Consider the following 13,461-nt stretch of genomic DNA (forward strand, 5'->3'; position numbering starts at 1 on the left):
CCCGCGCGCCCGGCTTGTCAGTGTGTGGCGGTGGTCGGACGCAGGCTTGTTGCCGGCGTATGACCTTCCCGTGAAGGATGCGTGGCGCGCGACCGTTGTCACATGATGGCAATCTGGACCTGATTGACTGGCGGGCATTTCAGCCAGCGGAGTCCGCCGATGACCACCAGCGCCCTGCACGCACTCCTGCGCGCCGTGGAACCGCTGCAGGCGCAGATGAGCCTCAGCGACGTCGCCGACCGCCTGCTCACCGCCGAGCACCGCGCCTTCCTCTCGCTGCCGGTGGTGGATGGGCAGGGCCGCCCGCTGGGTCTGATCAGCCGCTACATGCTGCAGGACATCTTCATGCAGCGCTTCGGCCGCGACCTCTGGGGCCGCCGCCCGGTCAGCGAGATGATGAACGCAAGCCCGCTGCGGGTGGACATCGAGTGGAGCCTGGAACAGGCGGCGCAGCAGGTCACCGCGCAACTGAAGTACCCGATCACCGAGGACTTCATCCTGGTCGACGGCGAAGGCGCCTACCTGGGCCTGGGCACCGTGCTCGACCTGCTCAAGGCCATGGAGGCGCGCATCGCCCAGCGCAACCGCGTGCTGCGCAGGGCCCTGGTCGACCTGCGGGAATCCCAGGCGCAGCTGGTGCAGTCGGAGAAGATGGCCTCCCTGGGGCAGATGGTCGCCGGCGTCGCCCACGAGCTGAACACCCCGCTGGGCTACGTGCGCAACAACCTGGAGCTGATCCGTGAGCAGTTCCTGCCGCTGCTGCAACTGGCCGAGAGCCAGGCCGAGCTGGCGGACTGCCTGAACGATGCAGCCTGCGACGAGGCGCGCCTGGCCCGCGCCCTGCAAGCCGCTGGGCAGGCCCGTGCGGAGGCGCCCCTGGAGCAACTGCTGGGCGACCTCGACCAGCTGTTCGGCGACACCACCTACGGCCTGGCGCAGATCGGCGAGCTGGTCGGCGGGCTCAAGGACTTCGCCCGCCTGGACCGCGCCATGAGCGAGGAGGTGGACCTCAACGAGTGCGTGAAGAGCGCGCTGCTGATCGCCCGCAACAGCATCAAGGACAAGGCCGAGATCATCCGCCAGCTCGGCGAGCTGCCGCCCATCGCCTGCGCGCCCTCGCAGATCAACCAGGTGCTGCTCAACCTGTTCACCAACGCCGCCCAGGCCATGGACGGCTACGGCCACATCCACGTCAAGACCTGGGCCGACGAGGCGGCGGTGTACGTCTCGGTGCAGGACAACGGCAAGGGCATGCCCGCCGAGGTGCTGGCGCGCATCTTCGACCCCTTCTTCACCACCAAGCCGCCGGGCCAGGGCACCGGCCTGGGCCTGTCGATCAGCTACAAGATCGTCCAGGACCACGGCGGCAGCATCCGCGTCGCCTCCGAGCCGGGGCGCGGCACGCGATTCCTCATCCGCCTGCCGCGCGCGCAGGCCAGCGACCTGAAACGGAGTGCCTGACATGACCCAGCCGCTCAAGGCCCTGCCGCAGTCCGGCCAGGCCCAGCCCACCGGCCTGACCCGCATCCTCTTCGTCGACGACGAGGAGCGCATCCTGCGCAGCCTGGCGATGCAGTTCCGCCGGCACTACGAGGTGTTCACCGAGAGCGACCCGCGGCGCGCCCTGGAGCGCCTGCGCAGCGAGCCGGTGCAGATCCTCGTCAGCGACCAGCGCATGCCGCAGATGAGCGGCGCCGAGCTGCTGGCCCGGGCCCGCGAGATCGCCCCGGACTGCCTGCGCATCCTGCTCACCGGCTATTCCGACCTGGACGCGGCGGTGGAAGCGCTGAACAACGGCGGCATCTTCCGCTACCTGACCAAGCCCTGGGACCCGCAGGAAATGGCCTTCACCCTGCGCCAGGCGGCGGAGATCGCCGGGCGCCAGGCCGCCGCGCCCGACCTGCAGGCCATCAGCCGGCTGGCCGCGCCGCTCAACGTCTTGCTGCTGGACGACGACGCCGACACCCTGGCCAGCGTCGGCGACTTCTGCGCCGCCGGCAACCACCAGCTGCACCGCGCGCGCAACCTGGCCGAGGCGCTGCTGCGGCTGAACGCCGAGCCCATCGACATCCTGGTCAGCGACCTCAAGCTCGCCGGCGAGGACACCGCGCCGCTGCTCAAGTCCCTGGCCCAGGCCCACCCGCGCCTGCTCAGCCTGGTGGTGACGCCGTTCCGCGACACCCAGGACCTGCTGGCGCTGATCAACCAGGCGCAGATCTTCCGTTACCTGCCCAAGCCGATCCGCCGGGGCCTCTTCGAAAAGGGCCTGAAGGCCGCCGCCGAACAGGCCCAGCTGTGGCGCGCGCAACCGCAGCCGCAGGTGGCGCGCCTGGCCGAGGCGCCGCGCGAGGAGCGCGAGCGGGAGAAGGTCGGCAGCCTGCTGGGCATGCTCGGCCGCCTGCGCGAGCGCCTGAGCGTATAGGACGGGCAACGCGTCGCCGGAAGCTGCCGGCGGCGGCGCTTTCTGCGACAATGCGCGGCGTTTTTCAGAATCCCCCCGCGAGAGAGCCCATGTCCGTCTGCCAGACCCCGATCATCGTCGCCCTGGATTTCCCCACCCGCGAGGCCGCCCTGGCGCTGGCCGACCAGCTCGACCCGAAACTGTGCCGGGTGAAGGTGGGCAAGGAACTCTTCACCAGTTGCGCCGCGGGTATCGTCGAGACGCTGAACGGCCGCGGCTTCGAGGTGTTCCTCGACCTGAAATTCCACGACATCCCCAACACCACCGCGATGGCCGTGCGCGCCGCCGCCGAGATGGGCGTGTGGATGGTCAACGTGCACTGCTCCGGCGGCCTGCGCATGATGGCGGCCTGCCGCGAGACCCTCGACGCCTTCGATGGCCCGAAGCCGCTGCTGATCGGCGTGACCGTGCTGACCAGCATGGAGCGCGAGGACCTGGCCGGCATCGGCCTGGACGTCGAGCCCCAGGAGCAGGTGCTGCGCCTGGCCGCTCTGGCGGAGAAGGCCGGCATGGACGGCCTGGTCTGCTCGGCCCAGGAAGCCCCGGCCTTGAAAGCCGCGCACCCGGCCCTGCAACTGGTCACCCCGGGCATCCGCCCGGCCGGCAGCGCCCAGGACGACCAGCGCCGCATCCTCACCCCGCGCCAGGCCCTGGACGCTGGCTCCGACTACCTGGTGATCGGCCGCCCGATCAGCCAGGCCGCCGACCCGGCCGCGGCGCTGGCGGCGATAGTCGCTTCCCTGGCTTGAATGAGGGGGCTGTTCGTGCCACCGGGGTGTCCGGCGTGGTTGATGAACCAATCGCGGACGGAGTCCGCTCCTACGTCCGTGCTTCCCTGAACCCATCCTACGAAAAGCCGAGCTTCCTGGAACCGTAGGAGCGGACTCCGTCCGCGATTCTGACTTCCAGAGAAACCTCCGAGTGCACCGGAGTGCCCCTTCAGAAGGCCGAACGAAACCCCCGCTCAGGAGGTCATGCGACATGGATGTCGCGAGAGCCCCGCGGGCTACAGGGACGTACGCTCGGGGGGGGACGCCTAGTTCGGGCCTCCGTGGCGGGGGAATTCGTGAGGGTAGCCCGACTCTGTCGGGCCCGTATGTTGGGGCAAGCCTTTTTGGTTCCTTTTTGCGGGGGTGGCCTTCCACCGTTTGACAAAAGGGACTCGCCCGAGGGGGCGAAACAAGAAACATCCGAACACTCGGTGCGGCGCGCTACACCAAGCCCCCAAGTCTCTGGGTTCCCGCGTTCGCGGGAATGACGAGGTTGGGAGGATGACGCCTGACCGACACATCGCCCAGGACAGCCCCCTCTCCCTTCAGGGAGAGGGTTGGGGAGAGGGCGCTCTTAACCCCAGCACCACAGCTCCCGGCAACCCCCCCTTCGCGAGCAAGCTCGCTCCTACAAGTGCCAAGTCCCCCCCCTCAACGCACCAAAACCTCCCGCGGTCGCTCCACCCACCGCGCCCGCAGCGCGTCATACCCCCAGTTGAAGGCAATGGTGTACGGCAGGAAAAACAGAATCAGCCCGATATCCAGCACGAACGCCTCCACCAGACCGATACCCAGCCACCAGGCCGCCAGCGGCACCAGCATGAAGATCAACCCCAGCTCGAACAGCGAGGCGTGCAGCACGCGCACCGGCAGGGTGCGGGCGAACTGCAGGCGCCGCTGAGCGCGGTCGAACAGGGTGTTGTAGACCATGTTCCACAGCGTGGCGATCAGCGAAAACATCAGCGTCAGGGCGCCCATGTGGCCCAGCGGCTGGTCCATCAGCCAGGCCAGGGTCGGGGCGCAGATGGCCAGGGCGATGAATTCGAAGAGCAGGGCGTGGAACAGCCTTTCCTTCAGCGTCTTTTGCATGCTCATGGGTTTTCTCCAGATAAAGAGGGGCCCCACCGGGCCGGCTGGCGGCTATTCTCATCGGTTGAAGGGTTGTTTCGAAGTTGGCTAGCATCGGGAAAACCGATGGACGAGGCCCCCCCATGCAATATTCCCCCGAATCCCTCCAGGCCTTCGCCGAGGCCGCCTGCCTGGGTTCCTTCAGCGCCGCCGCGCGCAAGCTGGGCAAGAGCCAGTCCACCGTCAGCGAGGCCATCGCCCGCCTGGAGATCGACCTGGGCCTGGAACTGTTCGACCGCAGCGCGCGCCAGCCGAAACTGACCGAGGCCGGCAAGGCCCTGCTCGGGCGCGTCGAGGAAGTGCTGATGGCCAACGACCGCCTCGGCCAACTGGCCGGGCAGCTCTCGGCGGGGATGGAGCCGCGGCTGACCCTGGCGATGTCCGACACCTACCAGTCCGAACCCTTCGAGAAACGCCTGGCGGAAATCGACCGGCACTTCCCCGACCTCGAGTTCGAATGGCTGATCGCCGAGCACGGCGATGTCATCGACCTGGTCGGCCAGGGCCGCGCTTCCCTCGGCCTGCTCGCCGCGCAGCCGAACTACCCGCCGGACATCGGCTCGGCCACCCTGGGCGAATGCGCCGAGTTCGGCCTGTTCGTCAGCCGCGCGCACCCGCTGGCGCAGTTGGAGAAGGTCGAGCGCAACGACCTGCTGGGCCACCGCAACCTGCGCCTGAACACCTTCATCGACGACGCCGAGCCGCCTCTGGGCGGGCGCTTCTGGTCGGCGCCGACCTACCTGCTGCTGCTGGACATGGCGGTGCTCGGCTTCGGCTGGGTGGAGCTGCCGACCTGGATGAACCAGCGCTTCGCCAACGGCCGCCTGCACCCGCTGCAGGTGCCCGGCTGGCCGCGCAGCGTGGCGGTCGACGTGGTCTGGTCGCGGCAGCGCAGCCTGGGCCCGGCGGCGCGCTGGCTGGTGGAACGGCTGCTGGCCAGTTGAGCCGGCCCCGTCACAGTTTGTGGCGAAGCGGCCTGTTCGCTGCCGCGGCGGGCCAGTAGGATCGGACTTTTCGTCTGCACGGCACGAGGTGAGGATGCGCGGCAAGCTGGAGCAATGCCTGGAAGCGGTGGACCGGATCCTGCTGGGCAAGCAAGTCCAGGTGCGCCTGGCCATGACCTGCCTGCTGGCCCGCGGGCACCTGCTGATCGAAGACCTGCCGGGGATGGGCAAGACCACCCTCAGCCACGCCCTGGCGCGGGTGCTGGGGCTGAGCTTCCAGCGCATCCAGTTCACCTCCGACCTGCTGCCCGGCGACGTGCTCGGCACCTCGGTGTTCGACAAGGACACCGGGCAGTTCGTCTTCCACCCCGGGCCGATCTTCGCCGAGCTGGTGCTGGCTGACGAGATCAACCGCGCCACGCCCAAGGCGCAGAGCGCGCTGCTGGAGGCCATGGAAGAGGGCCAGGTGACCATCGAGGGCGCCACCCGGCCGCTGCCCGAACCCTTCTTCGTGATCGCCACGCAGAACCCGGTGACCCAGGGCGGCACTTTCGCCCTGCCCGAATCCCAGCTCGACCGCTTCCTCATGCGCCTGTCCCTGGGCTACCCGGGGCGCGCGGCGGAGAAGGCCCTGCTGCTGGGCGAGGCGCGCCGCGACCTGCTGCCGCGCCTGGAGCCGATCCTCACCCCCGCCGAGCTGGCGGCGCTGCAGGCCGAAGTCCCCAAGGTCCACGTCAGCGACGCCCTGGTGGACTACGTGCTGCGCCTGGCCGAAGCCACCCGCAGCCAGCCGGCTTTCGCCCTCGGCCTGTCGCCGCGCGGCAGCCTGGCGCTGCTGGCCGCGGCGCGCGCCTGGGCCCTGCTGGCCGGGCGCGACTACGCCATCCCCGAGGACGTCCAGGCGGTGCTGCCGTCGGTGGCCGGGCACCGCCTGCGCGACCAGGCCGACCCTTCCGGGCACGGTGGCGGCGCCCTGGTGCAGTGGCTGCAGCGCGAAGTCCCGGCGCTGTGAGCGGGGCCCGGCCATGCTGGTGAAGGTCCGCCCGCTGTGGCAGAGCTGGATCGCCCGGCGCATCCCGCCATCGCCCTCGCTGCAACTGAACCAGCGGCGCATCTTCATCATCCCCTCGGGGCAGGGCGTGGCCTTCGGCGTCGCCGTGGTCCTGCTGCTGCTCACCGCCATCAACTACCAGAACAGCCTGGCCTACGGCCTGACCTTCCTGCTGCTGTCGCTGTTCATCGTCGCCATCCTGCACACCTACCGTAACCTCGGCGGCCTGCGCCTGACCGCGCTGGGCGCGCTGCCGGTGTTTGTCGGCGAGCAGGTCTGCTTCCGCGTGCGCCTGGAAGGCGAAGGGCGCGAACGCCGGGCCATCGGCCTCGGCTGGTCGGAACAGGCGCTGCAGTACGCCGACGTGCGCGCCAATGGCGCCGAGGAACTGCTGCTGACGTTGCCGGCCGAGCGCCGCGGCTGGCTGCGCCCGGGCCGCCTGCGGGTGGAGAGCCGCTTCCCCCTGGGCCTGCTGGTGGCCTGGAGCTGGCTCGACCTGGACCAGGCCGGCCTGGTCTACCCGCGCCCGCTGCCCGCCGACCTGCCCCTGGAAGGCGGCCGCGCCGACGAGCACGATGAAGGCCTGCGCGCCACTGGCAGCGGCGCCGACGACTTCCAGGGCCTGCGCCCCTACCAGAGCGGCGACTCGCGCCGGCGCCTGCACTGGAAGGCCTACTCCCGCGGCCAGGGCCTGTTGGTGAAGGACTTCGCCGCGCTCAGCGGGCGCGACCTCTGGCTGGACTTCGAGCTGCTCGGCGGCGACGTCGAGACGCGCCTGTCCTGCCTCTGCCACTGGGTGCTGCAGTTGTCCCTGCGCGGCCAGAGCTTCGGCCTGCGCCTGCCCGGCGTGCAGCTGCCGCTGGCCAGCGGCGATGCCCACCGCGGCGCCTGCCTGCGCGAGCTGGCGCTGTTCGGAGTACGGCCGTGAGCCAGCGGCCGATCCCGCGCATCGCCCTGACCTGGCTGCTGGTGGCCCAGGCCCTGGTGATACTGCCGCACCTGGAGCACCTGCCCTTCTGGGTGGTGGGCTTCTGGCTCGGCTGCGCGGCCTGGCGCGTGCAGGTCTACCGCATGCGCGCGCGCTACCCCAACGGCCTGGCCAAGCTGGCCCTGGTGATCGCCGCGGGCATCGGCGTGTGGCTGTCGCGCGGCTCGCTGATCGGCCTGGACGCCGGCGTGGTGCTGCTGATCGCCGCTTTCGTCATCAAGCTGGTGGAGCTGAAGACGCGCCGCGACGCCCTGGTGCTGATCCTGCTCGGCTTCTTCGCCGTGGCCACCAGCTACCTGTTCGACGCCAGCCTGCTGGCCGCGGCCTTCAGCCTGCTGCCGGTCACCGCGCTGCTGGCGGCGCTGATCGGCCTGCAGCAGAGCAGCTTCGCCGAAGGCCCCTGGCGCACCCTGCGCCTGGCCGGCGGCCTGCTGCTGCAGGCGCTGCCGCTGATGCTCCTGCTGTTCCTGCTGTTCCCGCGCCTGGGCCCGCTGTGGTCGCTGCCGCTGCCCGGCGGCCAGGCCACCACCGGGCTCAGCGACTCGATGATGCCCGGCGACTTCGTCGAGCTGAGCCAGTCCACCGAGCTGGCCTTCCGCGTCAAGTTCGACGACGCCGCGCCACCCCAGGAGCAGCTCTACTGGCGCGCCCTGACCCTGGAGAATTTCGACGGCCAGCGCTGGACGCAGTCCTGGCAGGGGCGCAGCGAACGGGCGCCGGACTGGCGCAGGCAGGGGCCATCGCTGAGCTACCAGGTGATCATGCAGCCCAGCTCGCGGCCCTGGCTGTTCACCCTCGACGTCGCCGAGGGCGGCCCGGACGATGCGCGCATGATGAGCGACTTCCGCCTGGAGCGGCGGCGCCCGGTGCAGGACGTGCTGATGTACCGCGCCAGCTCCTGGCCCCGGGCCCTGCGCGAGCCGGACAGCAGCGCCACGGCGCTGCGCCGCGACCTGCAGTTGCCGGCCCGCGGCAACCCGCGCTCGCGCGCCTGGGCCGCAGAGCTGCGCGAGCGCTACCCGCAGCCGGAGGCGCTGGTGCAGGCGGTGCTGCGCCACTTCCACGACCAACCCTACGCCTACACCCTGCGTCCGCCGGCCACCGGCGAGGAGCGCATCGACGGCTTCCTGTTCGACACCCGCCGCGGCTTCTGCGAGCACTACGCCGGGGCCATGACCTTCGTCCTGCGCGCGGCGGGCATCCCGGCGCGGGTGGTCACCGGCTACCAGGGCGGCGAGCTGAACCCGGCCGGCGACTACCTGCTGGTGCACCAGTTCGACGCCCACGCCTGGGTCGAGTACTGGTCGCCGGGCGCGGGTTGGCGCAGCGTCGACCCGACCTTCCAGGTCGCCCCCTCGCGCATCGAGCGCGGCCTGCAGGCGGCGCTGGCGGAGGAGGGCAGCTTCCTCGCCGACTCGCCCTTCGCCCGCCTGCGCTATGGCGGTTTCGGCCTGCTCAGCCAACTGCGCCTGAGCTGGGATAACCTCAACTACGACTGGCAGCGCTGGGTGCTGGGCTACCAGGGCGAGCAGCAGGCGGGCCTGCTGCGGGCCTGGTTCGGCGATCGCGACAGCCTCTGGACCGGCGTGCTGCTGGTGGGCGGCGGGGCGCTGTCGCTGGGCCTGCTGGCGCTGCTGCTGTTCAAGCCCTGGCGGCGGACGCGGGATGTGCAACTGCGCAGCTTCGAGCGCTTCGAACAACTGTTGGCCGGCCAGGGCCTGCAGCGCCACGCCGGCGAAGGGCCGCGCGCGTTCGCCGAGCGGGCGATGGCTGCGCTGCCGGCCCAGGCCGCGAGCATCCAGGCCTACCTGGCGGCGTTCGAACGCCAGCGCTACGCCGGCGCCGGTTCCGCGCCGCAGGAACTGCGCGAGCACCTGGCGCGGCTGCGCCGGCAACTGCCCTGGCGGCTGGCCCGGCGCGGCCGCTGAAATACCATGCGACCATCGGCCACGGGCGGCGGCTTGCCGCCGATGCGCCGCCAGCTAACCTCATAGATTCCAGGCCCCGACGGACGGAGTTCGCCGTGTCATCCTTCAGCGACTATCTGGTTTCCCATGTGATCGAGCAGGAGGTGGCCTTGTTCGCGGCCTCCGAGCGCCTGCGCGCGCGCTCCGACAGCGAGGCGCTGCACGACCTGCGCATCGCCGTGCGGCGCCTGCGCAGCCTGCTGCATCCGGCCCAGGGCATGCCCGGCATCGACGAGATCGAGGCGGCGCTGAGCGAACTGGGCCGCCTGAGCGGGCCGCTGCGCGACCTCGAAGTGCTGCTGCCGGTGCTGGAAGCCGAAGGCCTGGAAAAGGCCGCCGCATTGCGCCGGCCGGCACTGACCTCCGGCTACCTGGCGCTGCTCGCCAGCCCGCAGTGGGACCGGCTGATGCGCCTGCTCGACGGCTGGCCGATGCTCTGGCGCACCGCCGAACGCCACGGCGTGCTCGAAGGCCTGCACGCCCAGGTGCGCAAGCGCCTGGCCAAGCAGTGGCACAAGCTGCGCATCGCCCTGAAGGACCCGGCCCACGACCGCCATCGCCTGCGCCTGCTGATCAAGCGCGTGCGCTACGCCCTGGAGGCCTACCCGAAGGATTCGCCCTTGCCGCAGAAGGTGCTGGCGCCGCTGAAGGAGGCCCAGTCCATCCTGGGCACCTGGCACGACTACGAGCAGTGGCTGATCCGCAGCGAGCGCGAACTCGACCTGATGCCCCTGCAGCCGCACTGGAACGCCCTGCACGACCTGGCCGAGCGGGATGCCGACGAGAGCCTGGAGCGGTTGCTCAAGGCGTTGGGCTGAGCGCCATCCGCCGTTTTCAGCGACGGATAATCGCGGACGGAGTCCGCTCCTACGGTTCAGGGAAGCACGGTCGTAGGAGCGGACTCCGTCCGCGATTGGTTCATCAACCACGCCGGACGCCCCGGTGGCACGGCCGACGGCGTATAGCCGCGAACGGTTATACGCCCTACGCGCCAGGATGACTCCGAACTCCCCATCCGCTCCGGACAGCCCCCTCTCCCTTCAGGGCGGGGCGCGCAGCCGAGGGTTGGGGAGAGGGCGCTCTTAAAGCCCTGCACATATGCCCCACGACCAACCCTACTCCCATGTATGAACGAACATTCGCCCCTTGAGTGGACCCGCGTTCAGCCCTAAGGATGGTTGCCAGCCCCGCCGCCTTTCCCCCTAAGATGCCCCCTGACCCACTCAGCAGGAGGCGACGATGACCTTTCCCGAACTCATCCAGGCGGTGCGCAGTGCACCCACGAGCGTGGTGATCCCGGCGCAGTGGGGCCAGGGGCGCGCCAGCTTCGGCGGCCTGGTGGCGGCCATGGCCTACGAGGCGATGGCCGGCGTCGCCGAGGCCGGGCGGCCATTGCGCTCGCTGGCCGTCACCTTCGTCGGCCCGGTGGAGCCGGAAGTGCCGGTGAGCTTCCAGGCCGAGGTGCTGCGCGAGGGCAAGGCGGTCAGCCAGGTGTTCTGCCGCGCCGTGCAGAACGGCCAGGTGCTGACCCTGGCCCAGGCCAGCTTCGGCCTGCCGCGCGAGTCGGTGGTGCAGGTCGAGGGCCTGCCGGCGCCGGCCTTCAAGGCGGTGGACGACTGCCAGGAGCTGCCTTTCATCCGCAAGCTGATGCCCGAGTTCACCCGCCACATCGCCATGCGCTGGGCTGTGGGCGGCATGCCCTTTTCGTCGAGCACTTCACGGGAGATGGGTGGCTGGATGCGCTTCCGCGGCGATGGCGTGGGCGACGAGCCGATGGAGGTCAGCCACCTGCTGGCGCTGATCGACGCCTGGCCGCCGGCGACCCTGCCGATGCTCAAGACGCCGGCGCCGTCCAGCTCGCTGACCTGGACCATCGAATTCGTCCAGCCGCAACCGGCCCTGCCGGCCAACGGCTGGTGCCAGTACCTGGCGACCATCGAACACGCCCGCGACGGCTACGGGCACATCGCCGCCCAGTGCTGGACGGCGGACGGCCAACTGCTGGCGATCTCGCGGCAGACCGCGACCATCTTCGGCTAGGGCTCAGCGCCGACGGTTACGCCAGGCGCGCCACCAGGCGCCGCTGAGGACGAAGCGCGGGAAGGTGACGAACTGCTCGGCGAGCAGGCGGCTCACGGCGTCCTTGCGGTCGCTGAACGGCTCGGGGGGCTGTTCTTCCAGCTTGTGTCCGCGGCCCTGGATGGCCAGCGCCGCGACCATGCCGATGACGCCCAGCAGGATGCTCCCCAGGCTCAGCTTGAACAGCCCGCCCAGCAGCACCAGGGCGGCGACCACGAACAGCGGCACCGCCACCAGGTGCAACGCCAGGTTGGTCGGGTTGCGGTGATTGGCGGCATAGCCCTGCCATTGCCAGGCGAACAGGTTGGGATGACGTTTGCCCATAGGCGGACTCCTTTTCCGGTCTTGCCCGTTTTCACGGACGCTTGCACAAAGTCTAGGTCCGCGGCGGGTGGGCGGCGAATGACTATCGCCTATGGCTTCGATAGCCGGAAACGGCGCGGCCCGGACAGTGCCGGGCCGCGTTGCAGGGCGGAGGGGCTACAGGCGCAGCTGGCGGATCGCCCGGCTCAGCTCGCCGGCCAACTCGGCCAGCTCGTGGCTGGTGCCGGCCGAATCCACCGTCTGCTGCACGGTCAGCTCGGTGACGTCGCGGATACCCACCACCGAGCGCGTCATCTCCTCGGCCACCTGGCTCTGCTGCTCGGCGGCCACGGCGATCTGCGTGTTGCTCTCGCGCATCAGCGCCACCGCCCCGGCGATGGCCGCCAGCGCCTCGCCGGCTTCCTGGGCCTGCTCGACGCAGCCGTCGGCCTTGAACGAGCTTTCCTGCATGAATTCCACGGCGTCGCGGGTGCCGGACTGCAGCGCGTTGATCATCTGGGTGATCTCGTCGGTGGAGTCCTGCACGCGCTTGGCCAGGTTGCGCACCTCGTCGGCCACCACGGCGAAGCCGCGGCCCATCTCGCCGGCGCGGGCGGCCTCGATGGCGGCGTTGAGGGCGAGCAGGTTGGTCTGCTCGGCGATGCCATGGATGACGCTGACCACGCTGCTGATCTTCTGGCTGTCCTCGGCCAGCTGCTGGATCATCTGCGCGGTCTGCTGCACGCCCTGGGACAGCCCGGCGATGGACTCGCCGACGCGGCCCACCACCTGCTGGCCGGCGCCGGCCAGGCGGTCGGCTTCCTGCGACTGGTCGCGGGTGTCGGCGGCGTGCTGGGCGATGTGGTGCACGGTGGTGGACATCTCGTTGATCGCGGTGGCGGCCTGGTCGGTCTCGCTCTGCTGGCCGAGCATGCCCTGGCGCACCTGGCCCATGCTCTGGGCGAGGGTGCGCGCGCCTTCGTCGAGGCGCCCGGCGGCCTGGGCCACGGTGCCGACCACGCGCTGGTAGCCGGCCTGCATGGCGTTGAAGGCAGTGGCCATCTGGCCCACCTCGTCGCGGCTGTCCAGCGGCACGCGGGCGGAAAGGTCGCCGCTGCGCTCCACGTGCTGCATCACGTCGCGCAGCTTCAGCAGGTGGGTGAGGATGAAGCGGATCAGCAACTGCGAGGCGGCCAGCAGGGCCATCATCAGCACCAGCACCGCGCCGGCGTAAGCCAGGGCGCGCTCGCTGAACACCTGCCAGAGGTCGGCCCCGGGGGCCAGCACCGCGATGCGCTGGCCGTCGCCGGCATCCCGCACCCAGGCGCCGGCCAGCGGGCCGAGGCGGCTGGAGGCGCCGCCCAGGTCGACCCAGCCGTTGCCGCGAGCCAGCGCGCCGGTGTCCACGCCCGGCAGTTGCGGGGCGCTGCCGCTGGCGAAGCTCAGCAGGTTGTCGGCGCTGGGCAGCGCCGTGCCGGCCGGCCAGTTCTGCAGCAGCCGGGCCTGGACCTCGGCGCCCTGGCGGGCGGCCTGGTTGCGTGCGTCCACTTCCTGGTGCATGGAGAACAGCACGAGCAGCAAGGTGGTGAAGAAGGCGACCGCGTTCACGGCCCAGAACTTGTACTTCAGAGAGATATCGCGGATCCAGGCGCCCATGGGGATGCTTCTTGTAGTGGGAATGATGGCTTTTGGCCTTCATTCTCGTTGAAGAGAAGAAGTCTGTCTTGATGAGGGTCAAGACAGCTTCGCCTCCCAGGTTAGCGTCGCTTT

12 protein-coding genes are annotated in these 13,461 nt (G+C 70.2%); 9 read left to right on the forward strand and 3 right to left on the reverse strand.

Features of this window, described 5'->3' with window-relative positions; genetic code table 11:
- The first annotated feature begins 159 nt into the window (after positions 1–159).
- From ACTWJ5_RS09725 to pyrF, 3 genes are all read left to right on the forward strand, one after another.
- Positions 160–1,461, forward strand: coding sequence for a sensor histidine kinase (locus ACTWJ5_RS09725; protein WP_261746637.1), 1,302 nt, complete (start codon positions 160–162; stop codon positions 1,459–1,461).
- Between the two features lies 1 nt (position 1,462).
- Positions 1,463–2,422 carry a response regulator gene (locus ACTWJ5_RS09730; RefSeq protein ID WP_444438337.1) on the forward strand — a complete coding sequence of 320 codons (960 nt, stop codon included), beginning with the start codon at positions 1,463–1,465 and terminating at the stop codon, positions 2,420–2,422.
- 89 nt (positions 2,423–2,511) lie between these two features.
- Entirely contained in the window at positions 2,512–3,210 is a 699-nt protein-coding gene (pyrF, locus tag ACTWJ5_RS09735; RefSeq protein WP_074979772.1) for an orotidine-5'-phosphate decarboxylase, read from the forward strand.
- A 672-nt stretch (positions 3,211–3,882) separates the two neighbouring features.
- Here the strand turns inward: pyrF and ACTWJ5_RS09740 are convergent.
- Positions 3,883–4,326 (reverse strand): multidrug/biocide efflux PACE transporter, encoded by a 444-nt coding sequence (locus ACTWJ5_RS09740; RefSeq protein WP_074979770.1) that lies wholly within the window; start codon positions 4,324–4,326, stop codon positions 3,883–3,885.
- A gap of 116 nt (positions 4,327–4,442) precedes the next feature.
- On the opposite strand from ACTWJ5_RS09740, the gene ACTWJ5_RS09745 reads away from it, so the two are divergent.
- The 6 genes from ACTWJ5_RS09745 (at position 4,443) to ACTWJ5_RS09770 (ending at position 11,349) form a co-directional block, all read left to right on the forward strand.
- Complete coding sequence (locus ACTWJ5_RS09745) at positions 4,443–5,303, forward strand: LysR family transcriptional regulator (RefSeq protein WP_444438339.1); 861 nt, start codon at positions 4,443–4,445, stop codon at positions 5,301–5,303.
- 94 nt (positions 5,304–5,397) lie between these two features.
- Positions 5,398–6,315 carry an AAA family ATPase gene (locus tag ACTWJ5_RS09750; RefSeq protein WP_043267198.1) on the forward strand — a complete coding sequence of 306 codons (918 nt, stop codon included), beginning with the start codon at positions 5,398–5,400 and terminating at the stop codon, positions 6,313–6,315.
- A gap of 13 nt (positions 6,316–6,328) precedes the next feature.
- On the forward strand, positions 6,329–7,282 hold the full coding sequence (locus tag ACTWJ5_RS09755; protein ID WP_061561146.1) for a DUF58 domain-containing protein: 954 nt from the start codon (positions 6,329–6,331) through the stop codon (positions 7,280–7,282).
- Positions 7,279–9,270 (forward strand): transglutaminase TgpA family protein, encoded by a 1,992-nt coding sequence (locus ACTWJ5_RS09760; RefSeq protein ID WP_444438342.1) that lies wholly within the window; start codon positions 7,279–7,281, stop codon positions 9,268–9,270. The genes ACTWJ5_RS09755 and ACTWJ5_RS09760 overlap by 4 nt, the downstream gene beginning before the upstream one ends.
- Positions 9,271–9,365: 95 nt before the next feature.
- Complete coding sequence (locus ACTWJ5_RS09765) at positions 9,366–10,127, forward strand: CHAD domain-containing protein (protein WP_444438343.1); 762 nt, start codon at positions 9,366–9,368, stop codon at positions 10,125–10,127.
- Between the two features lie 421 nt (positions 10,128–10,548).
- Positions 10,549–11,349 carry an acyl-CoA thioesterase gene (locus tag ACTWJ5_RS09770; RefSeq protein WP_074979760.1) on the forward strand — a complete coding sequence of 267 codons (801 nt, stop codon included), beginning with the start codon at positions 10,549–10,551 and terminating at the stop codon, positions 11,347–11,349.
- A gap of 3 nt (positions 11,350–11,352) precedes the next feature.
- On the opposite strand, the gene ACTWJ5_RS09775 is transcribed toward ACTWJ5_RS09770, so the two are convergent.
- Together ACTWJ5_RS09775 and ACTWJ5_RS09780 are read right to left on the reverse strand one after the other, a co-directional pair.
- Entirely contained in the window at positions 11,353–11,712 is a 360-nt protein-coding gene (locus ACTWJ5_RS09775) for an Mpo1-like protein (RefSeq protein WP_074979758.1), read from the reverse strand.
- 156 nt (positions 11,713–11,868) lie between these two features.
- A complete protein-coding gene (locus ACTWJ5_RS09780; protein ID WP_249919308.1) occupies positions 11,869–13,347 on the reverse strand; it encodes a methyl-accepting chemotaxis protein in 1,479 nt (492 codons plus the stop codon).
- Between the last annotated feature and the right edge of the window lie 114 nt (positions 13,348–13,461).

It is taken from the genome of Pseudomonas sp. A6 (genome assembly GCF_052367875.1).
Lineage (GTDB): Bacteria > Pseudomonadota > Gammaproteobacteria > Pseudomonadales > Pseudomonadaceae > Pseudomonas > Pseudomonas citronellolis.